Source organism: Mesorhizobium sp. CA8 (assembly GCF_020164955.1).
Classification (GTDB): domain Bacteria; phylum Pseudomonadota; class Alphaproteobacteria; order Rhizobiales; family Rhizobiaceae; genus Mesorhizobium.
This window is the reverse complement of record NZ_JAIUHG010000011.1, coordinates 143,543-162,154: the sequence shown is the minus strand read 5'-3', so window position 1 is coordinate 162,154 and position 18,612 is coordinate 143,543. Positions and strand designations below refer to the sequence as shown.

The following is an 18,612-nucleotide window of genomic DNA, read 5'->3' as shown; positions in this document are numbered from 1 at the left end:
AGGTCAATGTCATGCCAGCGTGGCAGCGCTGTCAATCCAAAAGCTGTGACCTTTTTTGGGTGTTTTGCCCGAAAACATAAGCGACTCCTTTCAAAGCGTTGCCAAAGCCTTAAATTCGGTCAAAATTCCCGGACGCCCCGATGATCCATTCGAAACGGCACGGCGAAATCCTGCGGCTCCTCAGCGAGGAGGGCACGATCACCATAGCCAGCCTTGCCGAGCGGCTCGGCGTCTCGCTGGAAACCGTGCGGCGCGACGTCAAGCCGCTCGCCGATGACGGGTCGGTGCTGAAGATGCATGGCGCCGTTGGCCTTTCCTCGATCGTTGCCGAGGCGCCGTTCGAGCGGCGCATGCGCGAGAATGCCGAAGCCAAGCGCCTGATCGCCAGGATGGTCGCGGCCACGATCCGCGATGGCGAGGCGATCATGCTCGATACCGGCACGACCACCTCCTTCCTGGCGCGAGAGCTGCTCGGCCATCGCCGGCTGACGGTGGTCACCAATTCCTCCGACATTGCCCGCACGCTGGCGACGGTGAACGGCAACAAGGTCTATATGGCCGGCGGCGAGCTGCGTAGCGATTCGGGCGCGGCTTTCGGCATTTCGGCGATTGAGTTCGTCAGCCGCTTTTCGGTCGATCACGCGGTGATCTCGATCGGCGCGGTCGATGCCGCCGCCGGCCTGACCGACTACGAGCTGGAGGAGGCGGAGTTCGCCCGCATGGTGCTGTCGCGCGGCCAGCGCTCGCTGGTCGTCACCGACCATACCAAGTTCGGCCGCCAGGGCCTGGTCCGGGTCTGCGGCTTCGACGGCTTTTCCGAGCTCGTCACCGACCAGCCGCCGCCGCCCGACATAGCCGCCGCGCTGAGCCATGCCGGCGCGCGCTTGACCATTGCGACGGCCTGACCCTGCCGGGGGACGGGAAGCAACTACCCGAACACCAGCGACTGGTGCGCCGCAACCCCGGCCATCGCGCCGCCGGATACCGCGAAGGCGATATTGTGCATCAGGCGCGCGGCGTCTCCGGCCGCGAAGATGCCGGGCACCGACGTCTGCTGCTTGTCGTTCACGACGATCGCCCGGCCGAGCGGACCTTCGTTGAAGGCGCAGCCAAGCTGCTCGGCGAGCGGGCTTGCCATCACGTTGCGCGGCGCGGTGAACAGCGCCCGCACGCTTGCACTGCGATTCCCGTCCAGCCTGACGACCAGACCGCCGGACCTGTCGTCCTGCACTTCGCTCACCTTGGTGAGCTCGAACCGGATGTTGCGCTTCTCCAATATCCGCGCCTGGTCAGCGTCCGGTTCGAACAGCCCGTCGGCGAACAGCGTGACATCGCCCCAGTCAGAGTTCAGTTCTGCCTGGTGCAGCGACATCGGTCCGGTCGCCAGCACGCCGAGCGGCCCGCCGGCCACCTCGTAGCCGTGGCAATAGGGGCAATGCAGCACCGTCTTGCCCCAGTGCGCGGCCAGCCCGGGCACGTCCGAGAGGATGTCCCGGACGCCGGTGGCGAGCACCAGCCGCGTCGCGCCGAAACCCTCGCCATTGTCTATCTCAACCTCGAAGCCGGCGCCGGCGATTGCGGCTCGCTCGGCGCGGCCCTCGATCACCGTGACGGCGGGATAGGCGAGCAGCTGTGCCTTGGCCTCGCCGAGAATTTCCGCCGGCGCCCGTCCGTCATGGCCGAAGAATCCATGCGAACGTTCAGCGAAGCGGTTCCGCGGCTGCCCGGCATCGATCACCAGCACCTTGCGTCGGCCCCGCGCCGCATACATGGCGGCGGAGAGGCCGGCAAAGCTGCAGCCGACGACGATGACATCATACTGCATGGCTGGATACTCCAATCAGGTCATAACGGCGGCGGAAATCGGCCGTCAGGTCGGCCAGCGTGATATGGCTTAGCCTTTCGGCGAGCAGCCTTTCCGCCTCCAGGCGAAAATCGTCGAGCACAGCGATCACCGCCTGCTCGACCAGGCATCCGGGGCTTTCCGGCTCGGTGCTGAAGGGCAAAAGCGTCTCGCCGAGCGCGGCGCTGATCTCGGCCAGCGAAATCCTGTCCGGCGCGCGGCCGAGCTGCCATCCCCCGCCATGGCCGCGCGACGAGGTGACGATGCCGGCCTCGCGCAGCCCGGCGATGGTGCGGCGCACCACCACCGGATTGGTGTGGATGAAGCCGGCAAGCTCTTCGGAGGTCAGCGCCCGGTCCGGCGCGTCGGCCATGTGGACCAGGATATGCAGAGTCGAGGACAATCGGCTGTTGCGTCTCATGTAACTTAGTTAGTTACGAATCGGAAGTCGTCAAGTTTGCACTTGCTCACTTCACAGCACCGCATTGGCCGGTGTTTAGTCCGGCCATGGCCTTCACCATCCGCCAATTGCAGTTTTTCGTCGCCGTCGCCGAGCAGGGCACTGTCTCGGGCGCCGCGCAGAACCTGTCGATTTCCCAGTCCTCGGTCACCGAGGCGATCAAGGAATTGGAGAGCGACCTCGGCGTCGAGCTCTTCGAGCGCCACCCACGCGGCCTCAACATCACCCACAAGGGCCACCAGTTCCTGCGCCACGCGACCAAGATCCTGGCCGATGTGTCGGATGCGCGCCGGTCTTTCTCCAGCGAGCAGGCCGCCGCCGGCGGGCGGCTGCAGCTCGGCGTCACCTCGCTGGTCGCCGGCTATGTTCTGTCCGATCTGCTCGCCCGCTACCGCCGCGCCTATCCCGGCGTCGAGGTCTCCGCCATCGAGGACAATGGCGACTATCTCGAGCACCTTCTGGTCGGCGGCAAGCTGGACATCGCCGTCATGGTCACGTCCAACTTGCGCGACCGCACCGCACTGCAGTCGGAGATCCTGGAAGTCTCGGCCTACAGGCTGTGGATCCCGCTCAGCCACCGGCTCGTCAGCGCCGACATTATCTCGATCGGCGATATCGCCTCCGAACCGCTGATCATGCTCACCGTCGACGAGATCGAGGAGAACACCGGCAAGCTGCTGTCGGCGATCGGCGCCCGGCCGCATGTCGCCTTCCGTACGCGTTCGGTGGAAGCGGTGCGCAGCCTGGTCGCCACCGGCGCCGGTGTGGCGCTGCTGCCCGACCTTGTCTACCGGCCCTGGTCTCTGGAAGGCGACCGCATCGAATCGCGCGACATTTCCGGTTCGCTGCCGGTCGTCCAGGTCGGCACCGTCTGGCGCCGCGGCTCCGGCCTGCCGCAGGCCGCGCGCGATTTCATCGGCCTTGCGCAATCGCAGCGAATGGCGCGGCAGCGGCTTTGATATCTATCGGAAAAACCGATATCGGCCTTCTGATAAATGAATTTGCGAAACCGGATTTTTCAAAGCACCTTTCGCTCAGGGAACAAAGCCGCGCCCTGAGAGCGCTGCTGCCCCTAGCATGGGAGATCGATGATGAATGCATTCCTGAAGTCATGCACGGCGTTGACGGTTGCGCTGACCTTCTCGGGTCAGGCCATCGCCCAGGTCAAGGAGCTCGGCAAGGGCGAGGGCGAGGTCAACATCGTTGCCTGGCCCGGCTATATCGAGCGCGGCGAGACCGACAAGAACTACGACTGGGTGACGGCTTTCGAGAAGGAAAGCGGCTGCAAGGTCAACGTCAAGACCGCCAACACCTCGGACGAGATGGTCTCGCTGATGAACGAGGGCGGCTTCGACCTCGTCACCGCTTCGGGTGATGCTTCGCTGCGCCTCGTCGCCGGCAAGCGCGTGCAGCCGATCAACACCGATCTCATCCCGAGCTGGAAGACCGTCGACGACCGCCTGAAGGACGCGCCCTGGTTCACCGTCGACAAGGTGCATTACGGCGTACCCTATCAGTGGGGCCCGAACATCCTGATGTACAACACCGACGTCTTCAAGGAAGCGCCCAAGAGCTGGAATGTCGTCTTCGAGGAGATGAAGCTGCCCGACGGCAAGTCGAACAAGGGCCGCGTCCAGGCCTATGACGGCCCGATCCACATCGCCGACGCCGCCAACTATCTGATGTTCCACAAGCCGGAGCTCGGCATCAAGGATCCTTACGAGCTCAACGAGGACCAGTACAAGGCGGCGCTCGATCTGTTGCGCACGCAGCGGACGCTGGTCGGCCGCTACTGGCACGATGCCGCGATCCAGGTCGACGACTTCCAGAACGAGGGCGTGGTCGCTTCCGGCTCGTGGCCTTATCAGGTGAACACCCTGGTCGCCGCCAAGAAACCGGTCGCCTCGACCGTGCCGCAAGAGGGCGTCACCGGCTGGGCCGACACCACCATGATGGAAGCCGACGCCGCCCATCCGAACTGCGCCTATATGTGGCTCGAGCATTCCCTGTCGCCGAAAGTGCAGGGCGACGTCTCGGCCTGGTTCGGCTCGCTGCCGGTCGTGCCCGCCGCCTGCAAGGGCAACGAGCTGCTCGGCGACGAAGGCTGCAAGACCAACGGCTACGAGAATTTCGACAAGATCAAGTTCTGGAAAACGCCGGTGTCGAAATGCGCCAGCCAGAACGACCAGTGCGTGCCCTATTACCGCTGGGTGTCGGATTATATCGGCGTCATCGGCGGACGGTGAGCTCCCTTACCCTCCTCCTTGTGGGGAGGGTCGACGCGTAGCGTCGGGGTGGGGTCAGCATGGACGTTGGCGCCAACCACCCCCACCCGCGGCTTCGCCGCGACCTCCCCCAGCGAGGGGGAGGTAGGGCGCCGTGCGAACTCGCCTTCGTTTAACCGGCAACTGAACTGACTGAGCCCATGACCTCTGCCGTTTCCTTCAAACAAGTCTCGCGCCATTTCGGCAGCGTGCGCGCGGTCGACGCGGTCGATCTCGACATCGCGCCTGGCGAATTCTTCGCCATGCTAGGACCATCCGGTTCCGGCAAAACGACGTGCCTCAGGCTGATTGCCGGCTTCGAGCAGCCGACGGCAGGCTCGATCTCGATCTTCGGCGAGCGCGCCGAAGGCGTTCCGCCCTATCGCCGCAACGTCAACACCGTCTTCCAGGACTACGCGCTGTTCCCGCATCTCAACGTGCTCGACAACGTCGCTTACGGGCTGATGGTCAGGGGCGTCGGCAGGACCGAGCGGCTGAAAGCTGCGGAGGAGGCGCTGTCGCTGGTGCGCCTGCCGGGCTATGGCGCGCGCCGTCCCGGACAGCTCTCCGGCGGCCAGCGCCAGCGCGTCGCGCTCGCCCGCGCGCTGGTCAACCAGCCCAAGGTGCTTTTGCTCGACGAGCCGCTCGGCGCGCTCGACCTCAAGCTGCGCGAGAACATGCAGGAGGAATTGAAGTCGCTGCAGAAAGTGCTCGGCATCACCTTCGTCTTCGTCACCCACGACCAGGGCGAGGCGCTGTCCATGGCCGACCGCGTCGCCGTCTTCAACGACGGCAGGATCATGCAGGTCGGCACGCCAGAGGATATCTACCGGCGCCCGAACACGCGCTTCGTCGCCGATTTCGTCGGCTCGTCCAACGTGCTGCCGCCGGATTTCGTCCAGCGCTATTCCGGCCAGCACCGCTGGGGGAGCTTGCGCCCGGAGTCGATCCGCATTTCAGGCGCGGCAAGCGGCGACGGCGTTGCTGCCCGCCTTGTCGGCACGAATTATCTCGGCGCCACGACCAGGCTCGCGCTCGATGCCGACGGGCTGAGGCTGCACGCCATGGTGCCGGCGGGAGCGGCGCTGCCGGCGGAGGGTGAAGCGGTGGTGCTGACCTTCAACCGCGACAGTCTGCATCTGATGGACGAGCCGGCATGAGAACGGTTTGCGCGAAGGATCGCGGCCTCTCCCCTGATCCCGTTCAACACGCGGCGGCGCCATGACCATCGCCGCTGTTCAATCCAACCCCACGCCCGCCATACTGCCCGGCAGCGGCGGCATGCGCGGCGCGTTCTCCGACCTCTTCTGGCGCCGCCCGAAACTCCTGCTGCTGCTCATGCTGTCGCCGCCGCTTCTGTGGTTGGGCATTGTCTATATCGGCTCGCTCTTCGCGCTGCTCCTGCAGAGCTTCTTCTCGATCGACGAGTTCTCCGGCCTCATCAACCGTAAGTTCACGCTGAAGACCTATGGCGACCTGTTTCAGGCCGCCAATCTCGACATCATCCTGCGCACGGTGACGATGGCGGCGCTGGTCACGCTTGCTTCGGCGATCATCGCTTTCCCCATTGCCTATTATGCTGCGCGCTATGCGCGCGGCCGCTGGAAGGCGCTGTTCTATCTCGGCGTCATGCTGCCGCTGTGGTCGAGCTACCTGGTCAAGATCTACGCCTGGAAGCTGATCCTGGCCAAGGAAGGCATCCTCACCTGGCTGCTCGCCAAGCTGAACCTTCTGTGGCTGCTCGACGCCTGGCTGTCGCTGCCCATCGTCGGTGGCAATTCGCTGTCGGTCTCTTTCACCGGCACCTTCATCGTCTTCGTCTATGTCTGGCTGCCTTTCATGATCCTGCCGGTGCAGGCGGCGCTGGAACGCGTGCCCGGCAATCTGGTCGAGGCCTCGTCCGATCTCGGCGCCTCGCCGGCACAGACCTTCCGCAATGTGCTGTTCCCGCTGGCGCTGCCCGGCATCGTCGCCGGGTCGATCTTCACCTTCTCACTGACGCTCGGCGACTACATCATCCCGCAGATCATCGGCACCTCGCGCCTCTTCATCGGCCAGGCCGTCTATTCGCAGCAGGGCACCGCCGGCAACATTCCTTTGGCCGCCGCCTTCACCGTGGTGCCCATCGTCATCATGGGCTTCTACCTCTGGGGCGCCAAGCGCATGGGGGCTTTCGATGCGCTCTGACCGTGGTCAATCCGCTCCGCTCGGCCTGAAGATCGCCGCCGCCTGCGGCTTGCTCTTCCTGCACCTGCCGATCCTGCTGATCTTCGTCTACGCCTTCACGACGGAGGAGAAGAGTTTCGTCTGGCCGCCGCCGGGACTGACCACGCAATGGTTCGCCGTCACCTGGAACCGGCCGGACGTATGGGATGCGCTGTCGCTGTCGGTCCGCGTCGCCGCCATCTCGACGGCGATCGCGCTGGTGCTCGGCACGCTTTGCGCCGCGGCCGTCTCGCAGACGCGCTTCTTCGGCCGCGAGGCCATCTCTCTGCTGGTCATCCTGCCGATCGCGCTGCCCGGCATCATCACCGGCATCGCCCTGCGCTCCGCTTTCGCGCTCGCCGACATCCCGTTCTCGTTCTGGACGATCGTGCTCGGTCACGCGACCTTCTGCGTGGTCGTCGTCTACAACAACGCCGTCGCCCGCTTCCGCCGCACCTCGGGCTCGATGATCGAGGCCTCGATGGATCTTGGCGCCGACGGTTTTCAGACCTTCCGCCATGTCGTGCTGCCGAACATCGCAACCGCATTGCTCGCCGGCGGGATGCTCGCCTTCGCGCTGTCCTTCGACGAGGTCATCGTCACCACCTTCACCGCCGGCCAGCAGCAGACCGTGCCGATCTGGATGCTGGAGGAACTGATCCGCCCGCGCCAGCGCCCAGTCACAAATGTCGTGGCGATGGTCGTCGTGCTGGTGACGCTGCTGCCGATCCTTCTTGCCTATTACCTGACCCGCGACGGCGACCAGATCGCCGGGAGTGGAAAATGAAAAACAGCGAATAGGGAGTGGCGAGTAGGGAAATCGATGATCAAACCTACTCGCTATTCGCTACTCCCTATTCGCTCCTGTTAAGGGAGAACCCCGATGGACACCCAAATGCTGATCGGCTCGAAATTCGAGAAGGGCACCGAAACCGAGGAGCCTATTCTCAATCCGAAGACCGGCGCGACAATCCTCAATCTGCCGGAGGCTAGTCCGGCTCAGATCGAAGCCGCTGTCAGTGCCGCCGAACAAGCGTTCGTCAGCTGGTCGCGCACGACGCCGGCGCAGCGCTCAGGCTACCTGCTCAAGATCGCCGACCGCATCGAGGCCGAGGCGAAGGAATTCGCGGCGCTCGAGGCGCTGAACTGCGGCAAGCCGATCAATGCCGTGCTCAATGACGAGATTCCGGCGATCGTCGACTGCTACCGCTTCTTTGCCGGCGCGGTGCGCTCGATGCCCGGCCAGGTCGCGGGCGAATACCTCCCTGGCCACACCTCCATGGTGCGGCGCGACCCGATCGGCATCGTCGCCTCCATCGCGCCCTGGAATTATCCGCTGATGATGATGGCCTGGAAGCTGGCGCCAGCGATCGGCGGCGGCAACACGGTGGTCTTCAAGCCGTCGGAGCAGACGCCGCTGACGACGCTGAAGCTGGCGAGGATCCTTTCCGAGATCCTGCCCGAGGGCGTCGTCAATGTCGTGCTGGGCCGTGGCGACAGCGTCGGCAACACGCTGATCAACCATGCCAAGGTCAACATGATCTCGATCACCGGCGATGTCGCGACCGGCAAGAAGGTGCTGCAGGCGGCCGCCAAGTCGGTCAAGCGCACGCATCTGGAGCTGGGCGGCAAGGCGCCGGTCATCGTCTTCGACGACGCCGACCTCGGCGCCGTGGTCAATGGCCTGCGCGCCTTCGGCTACTACAATGCCGGCCAGGATTGCACCGCGGCCTGCCGCATCTATGCCGGCAAGAAGATCTACGACAGGCTCGTCGCCGACCTCTCTTCCGCCGTCTCGACCATAAAATACAACCAACCGGACGACACCGAAAACGAGATCGGGCCACTGATCTCGCGCCGCCAGCGCGACCGCGTGTCGAGCTTCGTCGAGCGCGCATCCGAACTGAAGCACATCGAGATAACCACCGGCGGCAAGCCGGGCGAGGGCTCCGGCTTCTATTACCAGCCGACCGTCGTCGCCGGCGCGCTGCAAGAGGACGAGATCGTGCGCCGCGAGGTGTTCGGCCCGGTCGTTTCGGTCACCCGCTTCACGGATGTCGACGAAGCGGTGAGCTGGGCGAACGACAGCGATTACGGCCTGGCCTCGTCGGTGTGGACCAAGGATGTCTCGCGCGCCATGTCGACCGCTGCCCGCCTGCAATATGGCTGCACCTGGATCAACACCCACTTCATGCTGACCAACGAGATGCCGCATGGCGGCCTGAAACAGTCCGGCTACGGCAAGGACATGTCGCTTTACGCGCTGGAAGACTACACCGCCGTCCGCCACGTGATGGTGGCGCACGGCTAGGCGCTTTTACCTTCCCTTGTGGGAGAGGTCGGACCTTCTCCCATACAGGAAGAAGGAGACGGAGACAGGCATTCAACCAAGAGGGAGGAAGACAATGCAACGCCGCCAGTTTCTTGCATCAGCAGCCATCGCCGCCACGTTTTTTGCCGTGGCTCCATCCTTCGCCGCCGATGCCGCGCAATCGGTGGTCGAGGCCTATGTCGCGGCCTGGAATGCGCACGACTCGGCCAAGGCCGCCGGCTACTTCGCCGATGACGTCACCTATTACGACGCGTCCGTCGGCAAGCCCGTCACGGGCAAGCAGGCCGCCAAGACCGGCGTCATCGACAATTTCCTGAAGGCTGTTCCCGATGCGGTCTGGACGATGAAGGGCAAGCCGCTCGTCGATGGCGACCGTGTCTCCTTCGAATGGGAGTTCTCCGGCACCAACACCGGCGCCTGGGGCGACGGCACCGCGGCGACCGGCAAGAAATTCTCCTTCACCGGCGCCTCGATGTTTTCCATCAAGGACGGAAAGATCGCGACCCAGAGCGACTATTACGACGCACTCGGCTTCTATAAACAGCTTGGCCTGATGTAGGGTGACGCCGCGCCAGCTTCTCCCGCGTGGAGAAGCTGGCTCCGGAGGCAATCCGACCTCGGATGCGACGGTCGCTATGTCGGCGGAGGCAGCGTAAAAACTAAGCAGCCGTCCTGCCCATCTCCGATGTCGCCGGCTTGATGTTCTGGTTGACCCGGAAGACGTTTAGGGGGTCATAGATGCGCTTCACCTGGCTCAGCCGCTCGTAGTTTGCGCCATAGCTCGCCCGCACGCGTGCTTCACCTTCGTCGTCCATCATGAAATTCACGTATCCGCCTTCGCCATTATGGGGATGGATGCTCGCCCAATACGTCTTGGCCCACTTGGTGAGGTCGGCGGCCTTGGCCGGATCGGGATCGATGGCGGCGATGACCATCGACCAGGTTGCGTCGCGCGCGTTCCATGCGGTCTCGTTCTTGCCGACGCGGCGAACGGCGCCGTCGATCGGGTAAAGATGCATGAGCGACAATTCGCTCGGCGCCGCGGCGGCCTGCGCGATATGGGTCGCGATGGCTTCGTCGGGAAGCGACCTGACGAAATCGCCCTTCCAATACCATTGCAGGCCTTTCGGAAACAGCGGGTCGAACAGCGCCTGCAAGGCCGGGAACGGCATCACGCCCATCCAGTTGAAGATCGGCGGCGGCAAATTGTCCAGCAGCGGTGCCATGGCCTTGCGGCCATCCTCCTCGGTGCCGTTGTAGCAGGAAATGATGGCGCAGGCGCGCTTGCCCCAATATTCGCGCGGGAAGGGATCGGTCGAGGGAACGGTTTTCAGGCCGACAAAGGCGCCAAGATCTTCCGGGGCCTCCGGCAGGTAGTCGCGATAGGTCCGCATGACGGCCAGGGCATCCTTGGCCTCCCAGAACACCGGGCCGCCGAAGATCATGTTCGCAGGATGGGCCTGGAACAGGAAGCTGGTCACGACGCCGAAATTCCCGCCGCCGCCCCGCAGCGCCCAGAACAGGTCGGGGTTCTCGGTTTTGCTGGCTGTCACCACGCTGCCGTCGGCCAGCACCAGATCGGCTTCGACCAGATTGTCGATGGTGAGACCGTATCTGCGCGTGAGATAGCCCGTCCCTCCGCCGAGTGTTAGCCCGGCAACGCCCGTGGTCGAGACGATCCCGGACGGTACAGCCAACCCGAAAGGATGGGTGGCATGGTCCGCGTCGCCCGAAGTGCAGCCGGCCGCGACCCTCACGGTGCGCGTTTTCGGATCGACATGGACGCCCTTCATTGTAGCCAGGTCGATGACGAGCCCGTTGTCGCATATCCCCAACCCGGCGCCGTTGTGCCCACCGCTGCGCACGGCGATCAGCAGGTCGTTGTCGCGCGCGTATTTTACGGCGGTGATCACGTCGGCGACATCGGCGCAGCGCGCAATCAGCAGCGGTCGCTTTTCAATCATGCCGTTATAGACCTTGCGCGCCTCGTCATACTCGGCATCGTCACGCAGGATCACCTTCCCGCGCAGGCTTTCACGCAGTTTTGCATGGGTTTCGTCGGTCATCGATTTGCTCCCTTGATTGCGCCCACCGCCATGCGGCGTCGGCGCGACGCATTTGTTGCTTCGTTGTGCCGCCTCGACGGGCGGCTGCATTGGATGGTGCAGGAACAGCACATTGCATCAATCCGGTGCGCGCCGCTTCGCCCGAAAGGACCAGCGGAGCATGGCCCGGGTGAGCCATGAACAAGGCAGCCAAGGCTACGGATTGGCCGTGCCGGGATGCTCGGCCCCTGGCCTTGTCGATCTGGTGATAACGAGCGGCCGCCCGCGTCGCAGCCGCTCGCGCCTTCGTGCTCGCCGGCGGCCTCTCAGCCCCATCTCTTCGATGCAGCTACTCCACGATCCGGAAGATCGTCCATTTGCTGGTGCCCGACACCACATAGGGCTCCAGCTCCTTGCCCCATTTGGCATGTGCGTCGATCTTGGCGATCTTGGCGAAGAATTCCTCCAACTGGGCCAGGCTTTCGACCTGGTGGTGCGCCTCGATCGTCGCTTCGCGCGCACCTACGGAACCGGTCATGAGCTGGAACTTCATGTCGGCGAGCCCGACCTGCGAGCCGATCTCACGCTCCCATTTCCGCATCAGCTCGAGCGCGGTCTGCTTGTGACCGAACTTGGCGTCGATCTGCCATCTGGCACTGAACATTTTGGTTCTCCTCCCTAATTTGCGGGTTGAGCCCGCTGTTGACTATTCGTCCCAGGCCTGCACGACGGTCTGCCGCGCGATCCGCCCGTTCTTCAGCTCCACCATCGCCGCGCAGTACACCTTCGTGCCGTCCGGATAGGCGCAGGCTTGCATAAAGGCGAGGTTGTTCCCCTCGGTGACGGTGGTATCCACCTTGTGGGTCATCGCCCGGCTGCAGATGTCGTCCCAGAAGGTGCTGATCGCCGCGCGGCCGCGGATCTCGCGCGGCTTGCTCGGCGGATTGTTGCGATCGATCACGCGCACCAGCGCATCGTCGGTGTAGAAGCTCGACAGCAGCTTGCCGTCACGGCCCTCGATCGCCTTCTTGATCGCGGCGCCGTCCACGTTTCCTGTCTTGGTCAGCATGTCATCCTCCATGTGCCCATCGTCTTGGGCGGTTAATGTGCGAAACTGCCGCCCGGCGCTTGGTGCCGGGCAGGGATTTTCTCATTGCGACTTGGCTTTGACCGCAGCGAACAGGTCGTCGGTCTGCTTCTTGAAGGTCGCCAGATCGACCTGGCTGCCGTTGAGCATCGTCGACCAGTGGCGCACGATCGCCGCCATCGCGATGGCCTCCTTGATCTCCTCGTCGCTCGCGCCGTTCGCCTTGGCCGCCAGCGTGTGGAAATAGATGCAGTACTGGCAGGGAATCTGTGAGGCGACCGCGAGACCCATCAGCTCCTTGGTCTTGCCGTTGAGGGCGGTGTTCGGATTGAGCTGCACGCCCTTGATTTCGGCCCAGGCGCCGGCGACCGCCACATCGGGTAAAATCTTGAACATGTCCGGCACTGTGCCGAGCGTGGCCTGGATGTCCTTGTAGGCGGCGGTGGCTGAAGCGTCTTCGGCCATCGCGGGGGTGATGGCCAGCAATGCGCCCGCGGCAAATGCCAGCAATCCGATCTTGCGACTGAGTTTCAGCATTTCATCCTCCATTTCGCAGGGCTTTTTCGGCGACATCGCCCGGCCCGCATGGGGAGAATTGATATCTCTTAGGGCGCCTCGACCGCTTCGCCCGAAAGCGCCATGGCTCTCATGGCCCGTCCGGGCCAGCATGTCTGGCCGAGAACGCCGCTGCCGCCGCACGCGACGGCAGATCGAGCTTGAGCAGTATGTTGGCGACATGGCGCTTGACCGTGTGCTCGCTGAGGCTGAGTTCGGCGGCGATCGCGGCGTTGCTCTTGCCGTCGGCGATCAGGCTCACCACCTCGCTTTCGCGAGCTGTCAGCGCGGCCGGATCGGCAGATTTTGCTTTGGGCCGGCAGGCCGGCTCCAGATGCTGCTCCGACGTCGCCAGAACCACCGGTACAGGCTCATCTAGCTCATCGAGGCTGACGCGGCCGGCATCGACGAAATGCAGGCCGGAGCCCACCGCGAGATCGGCGACCAACCGCGAGGCCAGGATGTCGCCGCGCCCGGCATGGGCAGCGAGCTGCATAGTCACTCGCGCTGTCAGCCCGACCGGTTGGCCGCGCATTTCGATCTCTCCGACATGCACCCCCTGCGCGCTCGCCACGCCGATCTGCTGTGCCGCCTCGCGCAATGCCGCCGCGCAGCGTATCGCGCGCGCCGGCCCATCGAAGCGCGAGATCATCAATTCGGCATGCGTTCCGGCCGCGCGTCCGCCATGGCGCCCGACCAAAAGCCGCCAGGTTTCCTGGAAGTGCAGGCTGCGCTCGCTCCACATACGATCGCCGAGCTTGGCCGTGTCGTAAATACGCGTCACCAGCAGCGCCGCAAGCACACGTTCGACATCGGCCACTGCCGGTTCCCCGGTCAGGAATTCCTCAATCAGGTCGGCCACGCGGTCGACGTCGCCGGTCCAGATCGGGTGGTCACGCCCGGAGATCTCGACCAGTCGGGCGCCGGGAATCTTCCTGGCCAGGAAGCGGCTGGCGTCAGGGTCGACGCGGGCGTCGTTGCGGCGATGGATCAGGAATGTCGGCACCCTGATCGTCCCGAGCATGTCGCGCACGTCGATATCGGCGTTCATGCGGGCAAGGGCTGCCGCGGCGGTCGGGCTGGCCGACAGCCGCTCGAACCGGGCCCACCACTGGGTGAAGTGGCTGTCGTCCACCCGGCCGGGCGCGAAATTCGGCAAGGTCGCGCCGGTTCCCCAGGACGTTTCCGCCGTCTCGATGAAAGCTTCGAGACGCTCCGGCGGCATCACCCATCTGTGGAAATGCGCATAGCCGCCATAAAGCACCAGTGCCCGCGTCCGCTGCGGATAGGTGGCGGCAAACAGCATCGCCATCGGCGCGCCTTCCGAGGCGCCGAGGATCGCCGCGCGGCCGCTGCCGGCGGCATCCATCACCGCCCGCACGTCGTCCATGCGGGTCTCGAGGCTGGGCAGGTGGCGAGTGTCGACACGGTCGGAAAGCCCGGTGCCGCGTTTGTCGAACAGGATCAGCCGCGAGGAGGCCGAGAGCCGCTTCAGCAGCCTGCTGTAGCCTTCGTCTTCCCAGTGCAGGTCGAGATTGGAGATGAAGCCCGGTACGAAGACCAGATCGAACGATCCCTGGCCGACCACCTGATAGGCGATCCGCACATCCCCGCTCCGGGCGTATCTGGTCTCGATCGGCCTCACGCAAACTACCCCGCCGGCCAGACGATTTCCTGGCGTCAAGCATAGCAGAGGCAGGCCGCTTACGGCAGACAAACTTTAGAGAGTTGGAATGTAAGATCCTTGGCGCCGCCTGGGCCGCGTTTGCACCACCAGCGCGAAACGGCCTCCAGCCTATGCCGGCCTGGCGTAGCCTAGGCTCTTGTCGGCCTGCTCCGGCGTCGGTGGCCGCTTGATCTTGGCCGAGGCGGCGATCACGAGTTCATCGAAATTCTCGGTGCCGGCGTCGAGCATCTCGAAGAGCTGGCGCCGCATCCGGGGCTCCCAGAACTTGTTGATGTGCTCGGCAACGCCGGCAATGCCTTCCTCGCGCGGCTTCGAATGGAAGAAGGCGGCGATCTGGTTGGCCATGCGCACCAGCTTTTCCGCGGTGCTGGTGACGTGTTCTTCATCATGCGACATGCTTGGCAACTCCAGAAGTCACCCGTTCGGGGTGGGTGAAAATATCGAAATCGTCCCCGCGCACCAGCCCCACCAGCGTCATACCGGCGGCGTCGGCCGTGCGGATGGCGAGCGCGGTCGGCGCCGAAACCGCCATGATGATCGAGGCGCCTATGGCGGCGGTCTTCTGCACCATCTCGACCGAGACGCGAGAGGTTACCACGACCGCGCCGCTCGAGCCGTCGATGCCGGCCTTGGCCAGCGCGCCGGCGAGCTTGTCCAGCGCATTGTGGCGGCCAACATCCTCGCGCGCCATCACGATGCCCTTGCCGGGAACGTAGAAACCGGCAGCGTGCACCGCGCCGGTTTCAGTGTGCAGCGGCTGCTGCTTCGACAGCAGGCGGACGGCGCTTGCTATATCTTCCGATTGAAGCGTAAGTCGCGACGCACCAACGGCGTCGACCGAGCGCATCGCCTCCTCGATGGATTCGATGCCGCACAAGCCGCAGCCGACCGGCCCGGCCAGCCTGCGCCGCCGCGCCTGGAAACGCGTGTTGGCCTGGTCCTTGAGCCTGATCTGGATATCGATGCCGGCGCCGAGATCCTCGACCTCGATCGCCTCGATCTCTTTTGGATCGGCGATGATGCCTTCGGTCAGCGAGAATCCGAGCGCGAAATCCTCGAAATCGGCGGGACTCGCCATCATCACCGCATGCGTGGTGCCGGCAAAGGAGAACGCCACCGGCGTCTCTTCCGGCACCATGCGGTTCGCGGCCGCGGTGCCGCTGGCGCGATGCGCCAGCCGCGAAATTTGCGTCGTGGCTTTGCGCCGCGCGGTCAAGAACTACTCCGCCGCTTCCAGCGGTGCGATGCGCCGGCTCTGCCTGGCCTGCTCGTTGTAGTCCTTCTGCCAGTCGGTCGGGCCGTTGGATGGCGCCACCTGCACGGCGGTGACCTTGTATTCCGGACAGTTGGTCGCCCAGTCCGAGAAGTCGGTGGTGATCACGTTGGCCTGCGTGTCCGGATGGTGGAAGGTCGTGTAGACGACGCCGGGCGAGACGCGGTCGGTGATCAGCGCGCGCAGCGTCGTTTCACCGGAGCGGCTCGCCAGCCGCACCCAGTCGCCATCGCGCACGCCGCGGACTTCGGCGTCGTGCGGATGGATCTCCAGCCGGTCCTCGGCATGCCAAACGACGTTTTCGGTGCGCCTTGTCTGCGCGCCGACATTGTACTGGGAAAGGATACGGCCGGTGGTCAGCAGCAGCGGATAGCGCGGACCGGTCCGCTCGTCCGTCGCCACATATTCGGTGCGGATGAACTTGCCCCTGCCGCGCACGAAGCCGTCGACATGCATGATCGGCGTGCCGAGCGGCGCCTTCTCGTTGCACGGCCACTGCACCGAGCCGACGCGGTCGAGCAGCTCGAACGAGACACCGGCGAAGCTCGGCGTCGTCTGGGCGATCTCGTCCATGATCTGCGACGGATGGGTATAGTTCCAGTCGAGCCCGATGGCGCGGGCAAGCTCCTGCGTCGCTTCCCAGTCGGCGTGGCGGGCCTTCGGCTCCAACACCTTGCGCACCATGTTGATGCGGCGCTCGGCATTGGTGAAGGTGCCGTCCTTCTCGAGAAACGTCGAGCCCGGCAGGAAGACATGCGCGTAGTTCGCCGTCTCGTTGAGGAAGAGGTCGTGGACGACCACGCATTCCATCGCGGCGAGGCCGCCGGCGACATGCTTGGTGTCGGGGTCGGACTGCAGGATGTCCTCGCCCTGGATGTAGATGCCCTTGAACGAGCCGTCGACGGCGGCGTCCAGCATGTTGGGGATGCGAAGGCCCGGCTCGTCGTCCAGCTTAACGCCCCACAGGCTCTCATAAATGTCGCGCACCGCGTCGCCGGAGATGTGTCGGTAGCCCGGCAGTTCATGCGGGAAGGAGCCCATGTCGCAGGAGCCCTGCACATTGTTCTGCCCGCGCAGCGGGTTCACGCCGACGCCCTGCCGGCCGATATTGCCGGTTGCCATGGCAAGATTGGCGATGGCGATCACCGTGGTCGAGCCCTGGCTGTGCTCGGTCACGCCGAGGCCGTAATAGATCGCGCCATTGCCGCCCTTGGCGTAGAGGCGCGCAGCGCCCCGGATAGCTTCCGGGTCGACCCCGGACAGCTTGCCGACGGTTTCCGGGCTGTTCTCCGGCAGGGCGACGAAGGACGCCCAATCCTGGAATTCGGCCCAGTCGCAGCGCTCGCGGATGAACGCTTCGTCAAACAGGCCTTCGGTGACGATCACATGCGCCAGCGCCGTCAGCACCGCCACATTGGTGCCGGGCTTCAAGGGCAGGTGGTAGTCCGCCTCGATATGCGCCGATTTCACCATCTCGGTGCGGCGCGGATCGATCACGATCAGCTTGGCGCCCTGGCGCAGCCGCTTCTTCAGCCGCGAGGCGAACACCGGATGCGCGGAAGCCGGATTGGCGCCGATGATGACGGCGACATCGGTGAACTCGACCGAATCGAAATCCTGCGTGCCGGCCGAGGTGCCGTAGGTCTGACCGAGCCCGTAGCCGGTCGGCGAATGGCAGACGCGGGCGCAGGTGTCGACATTGTTGTTGCGGAAACCTTGGCGAACCAGCTTCTGGACGAGGTAGGTTTCCTCATTCGTGCAGCGCGAGGAGGTGATCCCGCCGATAGCGGTGCGTCCATACTGATACTGGATGCGGCGGAATTCCTTCGCCGTGTGGGCGATCGCCTCTTCCCAGGTCACTTCGCGCCACGGATCGGAAATCTTCTCGCGGATCATCGGCGACAGGATGCGGTCCTTGTGGGTGGCATAGCCATAGGCGAAACGGCCCTTGACGCAGCTATGGCCGTGGTTCGCCTTGCCATCCTTGTAGGGCATCATGCGAATGACCTCGTCGCCCTTGACCTCGGCCTTGAACGAGCAGCCGACGCCGCAATAGGCGCAGGTGGTGACGGCAGAGCGCTCCGGCATGCCCTTCTCGAGCACGGTCTTCTCGCGCAGCGCGTCGGTCGGGCAGGCCTGCACGCAGGCGCCGCAGGAGACGCATTCGGAAGCGATGAAGTCCTCATGCATGCCGGCGACCATGCGCGATTCGAAGCCGCGGCCCTCGATGGTCAGCGCGAAGGTGCCCTGCACCTCTTCGCAGGCGCGCACGCAACGCGAGCAGACGATGCACTGCGCCGGATCGTAGGTGAAATAGGGATTGGATTCGTCGCGGGCGATATACTCGACGGCCAATGAGCCATGGCCGGGCGCGATGCCGCCCTCTTGCTTGACATGGTTGCGGCCTTCGACGCTGTAACGGTTCTCCGTGAGGCCCACTGACTTCGCCACCGCATCGAACTCGCTGGCGCCGGTTCCGGCCTTCTCGTTCCAGCCCATCGGATGGTCGGAGACATAGAGCTCCATGACGCCGCGGCGGATGGCGTCGAGCCGCTCGGACTGCGTGCGCACTACCATACCTTCGCCCACCGGCGTCGTGCAGGAGGCCGGCGTGCCGCCGCGCCCTTCGATCTCGACCAGGCAGACGCGGCAGGAGCCGAAGGAGTCCAGCATGTCGGTGGCGCACAGCTTCGGGATCTCGACGCCGCCCTCCATGGCCGCGCGCATGATCGAGGTGCCTTCCGGCACGGTGATGCTTTGCCCGTCGACGGTCAGGGTCACCTGCTTCGTCGCTTTCGACTCCGGCGTGCCGTAGTCGATCTCTTCGATGAGCGTCGGGAAGTCGGCCTTAATGTTCATTT

General features: G+C 64.6%; 18 protein-coding genes. 8 read left to right on the top strand and 10 right to left on the bottom strand.

The annotated features are described in order from the left end of the window. The first annotated feature begins 140 nt into the window (after positions 1–140). The gene (locus LB553_RS14830) at positions 141–905 is read left to right on the top strand and encodes a DeoR/GlpR family DNA-binding transcription regulator (RefSeq protein WP_224514288.1); all 765 of its coding nucleotides are present in this window, start codon (positions 141–143) and stop codon (positions 903–905) included. Between the two features lie 23 nt (positions 906–928). On the opposite strand, the gene LB553_RS14825 is transcribed toward LB553_RS14830, so the two are convergent. Further along, entirely contained in the window at positions 929–1,825 is an 897-nt protein-coding gene (locus LB553_RS14825) for an NAD(P)/FAD-dependent oxidoreductase (RefSeq protein ID WP_224514287.1), read from the bottom strand. Next, on the bottom strand, positions 1,815–2,264 hold the full coding sequence (locus tag LB553_RS14820; RefSeq protein ID WP_224514286.1) for an RrF2 family transcriptional regulator: 450 nt from the start codon (positions 2,262–2,264) through the stop codon (positions 1,815–1,817). The genes LB553_RS14825 and LB553_RS14820 overlap by 11 nt, the downstream gene beginning before the upstream one ends. Before the next feature lie 86 nt (positions 2,265–2,350). Between LB553_RS14820 and LB553_RS14815 the strand changes: the two genes are divergently transcribed. The 7 genes from LB553_RS14815 to LB553_RS14785 all read left to right on the top strand — a co-directional run bounded on the left by LB553_RS14815 (position 2,351) and on the right by LB553_RS14785 (position 9,663). After that, on the top strand, positions 2,351–3,262 hold the full coding sequence (locus LB553_RS14815; RefSeq protein WP_224514285.1) for a LysR substrate-binding domain-containing protein: 912 nt from the start codon (positions 2,351–2,353) through the stop codon (positions 3,260–3,262). A 132-nt stretch (positions 3,263–3,394) separates the two neighbouring features. Continuing rightward, positions 3,395–4,549 (top strand): ABC transporter substrate-binding protein, encoded by a 1,155-nt coding sequence (locus LB553_RS14810; RefSeq protein ID WP_224514323.1) that lies wholly within the window; start codon positions 3,395–3,397, stop codon positions 4,547–4,549. A 179-nt stretch (positions 4,550–4,728) separates the two neighbouring features. Next, positions 4,729–5,727: an ABC transporter ATP-binding protein gene (locus LB553_RS14805; RefSeq protein ID WP_224514284.1), complete on the top strand. Its 999-nt coding sequence runs from the start codon at positions 4,729–4,731 to the stop codon at positions 5,725–5,727. 61 nt (positions 5,728–5,788) lie between these two features. After that, entirely contained in the window at positions 5,789–6,754 is a 966-nt protein-coding gene (locus tag LB553_RS14800) for an ABC transporter permease (protein ID WP_412033339.1), read from the top strand. Next, positions 6,744–7,559, top strand: a complete 816-nt coding sequence (locus LB553_RS14795) for an ABC transporter permease (protein ID WP_201413112.1) — start codon at positions 6,744–6,746, stop codon at positions 7,557–7,559. The genes LB553_RS14800 and LB553_RS14795 overlap by 11 nt, the downstream gene beginning before the upstream one ends. A gap of 96 nt (positions 7,560–7,655) precedes the next feature. After that, positions 7,656–9,083, top strand: coding sequence for a gamma-aminobutyraldehyde dehydrogenase (locus LB553_RS14790; protein WP_224514283.1), 1,428 nt, complete (start codon positions 7,656–7,658; stop codon positions 9,081–9,083). A gap of 94 nt (positions 9,084–9,177) precedes the next feature. Beyond that, entirely contained in the window at positions 9,178–9,663 is a 486-nt protein-coding gene (locus LB553_RS14785) for an ester cyclase (protein ID WP_224514281.1), read from the top strand. 100 nt (positions 9,664–9,763) lie between these two features. Here the strand turns inward: LB553_RS14785 and LB553_RS14780 are convergent, their stop codons facing one another. From LB553_RS14780 to fdhF, 8 genes are all read right to left on the bottom strand, one after another. Continuing rightward, on the bottom strand, positions 9,764–11,170 hold the full coding sequence (locus tag LB553_RS14780; protein WP_224514278.1) for an FAD-binding oxidoreductase: 1,407 nt from the start codon (positions 11,168–11,170) through the stop codon (positions 9,764–9,766). 328 nt (positions 11,171–11,498) lie between these two features. Continuing rightward, a complete protein-coding gene (locus tag LB553_RS14775) occupies positions 11,499–11,813 on the bottom strand; it encodes a hypothetical protein (RefSeq protein WP_095766062.1) in 315 nt (104 codons plus the stop codon). A 42-nt stretch (positions 11,814–11,855) separates the two neighbouring features. Next, a complete protein-coding gene (locus LB553_RS14770) occupies positions 11,856–12,218 on the bottom strand; it encodes a nuclear transport factor 2 family protein (protein WP_224514277.1) in 363 nt (120 codons plus the stop codon). Between the two features lie 81 nt (positions 12,219–12,299). Further along, on the bottom strand, positions 12,300–12,773 hold the full coding sequence (locus tag LB553_RS14765; protein WP_412033340.1) for a carboxymuconolactone decarboxylase family protein: 474 nt from the start codon (positions 12,771–12,773) through the stop codon (positions 12,300–12,302). Positions 12,774–12,882: 109 nt separating this feature from the next. Next, positions 12,883–14,397 (bottom strand): alpha/beta fold hydrolase, encoded by a 1,515-nt coding sequence (locus LB553_RS14760; protein ID WP_224514273.1) that lies wholly within the window; start codon positions 14,395–14,397, stop codon positions 12,883–12,885. 189 nt (positions 14,398–14,586) lie between these two features. Further along, the gene (locus tag LB553_RS14755; protein ID WP_224514271.1) at positions 14,587–14,874 is read right to left on the bottom strand and encodes a formate dehydrogenase subunit delta; all 288 of its coding nucleotides are present in this window, start codon (positions 14,872–14,874) and stop codon (positions 14,587–14,589) included. Continuing rightward, the gene (gene fdhD / locus LB553_RS14750) at positions 14,864–15,694 is read right to left on the bottom strand and encodes a formate dehydrogenase accessory sulfurtransferase FdhD (RefSeq protein ID WP_224514270.1); all 831 of its coding nucleotides are present in this window, start codon (positions 15,692–15,694) and stop codon (positions 14,864–14,866) included. Before fdhD ends, LB553_RS14755 begins: the two co-directional genes overlap by 11 nt. Positions 15,695–15,697: 3 nt before the next feature. Beyond that, positions 15,698–18,610, bottom strand: a complete 2,913-nt coding sequence (gene fdhF, locus LB553_RS14745; RefSeq protein WP_224514268.1) for a formate dehydrogenase subunit alpha — start codon at positions 18,608–18,610, stop codon at positions 15,698–15,700. Positions 18,611–18,612 lie beyond the last annotated feature (2 nt).

What these genes read in the sequence shown, in the direction of transcription:
- LB553_RS14830 (WP_224514288.1), top strand. Translation starts at nt 141, where the DNA reads ATGATCCATTCGAAACGGCACGGCGAAATCCTGCGGCTCCTCAGCGAG.
- LB553_RS14825 (WP_224514287.1), bottom strand. Translation starts at nt 1,825, where the DNA reads ATGCAGTATGATGTCATCGTCGTCGGCTGCAGCTTTGCCGGCCTCTCC.
- LB553_RS14820 (WP_224514286.1), bottom strand. Translation starts at nt 2,264, where the DNA reads ATGAGACGCAACAGCCGATTGTCCTCGACTCTGCATATCCTGGTCCAC.
- LB553_RS14815 (WP_224514285.1), top strand. Translation starts at nt 2,351, where the DNA reads ATGGCCTTCACCATCCGCCAATTGCAGTTTTTCGTCGCCGTCGCCGAG.
- LB553_RS14810 (WP_224514323.1), top strand. Translation starts at nt 3,395, where the DNA reads ATGAATGCATTCCTGAAGTCATGCACGGCGTTGACGGTTGCGCTGACC.
- LB553_RS14805 (WP_224514284.1), top strand. Translation starts at nt 4,729, where the DNA reads ATGACCTCTGCCGTTTCCTTCAAACAAGTCTCGCGCCATTTCGGCAGC.
- LB553_RS14800 (WP_412033339.1), top strand. Translation starts at nt 5,789, where the DNA reads ATGACCATCGCCGCTGTTCAATCCAACCCCACGCCCGCCATACTGCCC.
- LB553_RS14795 (WP_201413112.1), top strand. Translation starts at nt 6,744, where the DNA reads ATGCGCTCTGACCGTGGTCAATCCGCTCCGCTCGGCCTGAAGATCGCC.
- LB553_RS14790 (WP_224514283.1), top strand. Translation starts at nt 7,656, where the DNA reads ATGGACACCCAAATGCTGATCGGCTCGAAATTCGAGAAGGGCACCGAA.
- LB553_RS14785 (WP_224514281.1), top strand. Translation starts at nt 9,178, where the DNA reads ATGCAACGCCGCCAGTTTCTTGCATCAGCAGCCATCGCCGCCACGTTT.
- LB553_RS14780 (WP_224514278.1), bottom strand. Translation starts at nt 11,170, where the DNA reads ATGACCGACGAAACCCATGCAAAACTGCGTGAAAGCCTGCGCGGGAAG.
- LB553_RS14775 (WP_095766062.1), bottom strand. Translation starts at nt 11,813, where the DNA reads ATGTTCAGTGCCAGATGGCAGATCGACGCCAAGTTCGGTCACAAGCAG.
- LB553_RS14770 (WP_224514277.1), bottom strand. Translation starts at nt 12,218, where the DNA reads ATGCTGACCAAGACAGGAAACGTGGACGGCGCCGCGATCAAGAAGGCG.
- LB553_RS14765 (WP_412033340.1), bottom strand. Translation starts at nt 12,773, where the DNA reads ATGCTGAAACTCAGTCGCAAGATCGGATTGCTGGCATTTGCCGCGGGC.
- LB553_RS14755 (WP_224514271.1), bottom strand. Translation starts at nt 14,874, where the DNA reads ATGTCGCATGATGAAGAACACGTCACCAGCACCGCGGAAAAGCTGGTG.
- fdhF (WP_224514268.1), bottom strand. Translation starts at nt 18,610, where the DNA reads ATGAACATTAAGGCCGACTTCCCGACGCTCATCGAAGAGATCGACTAC.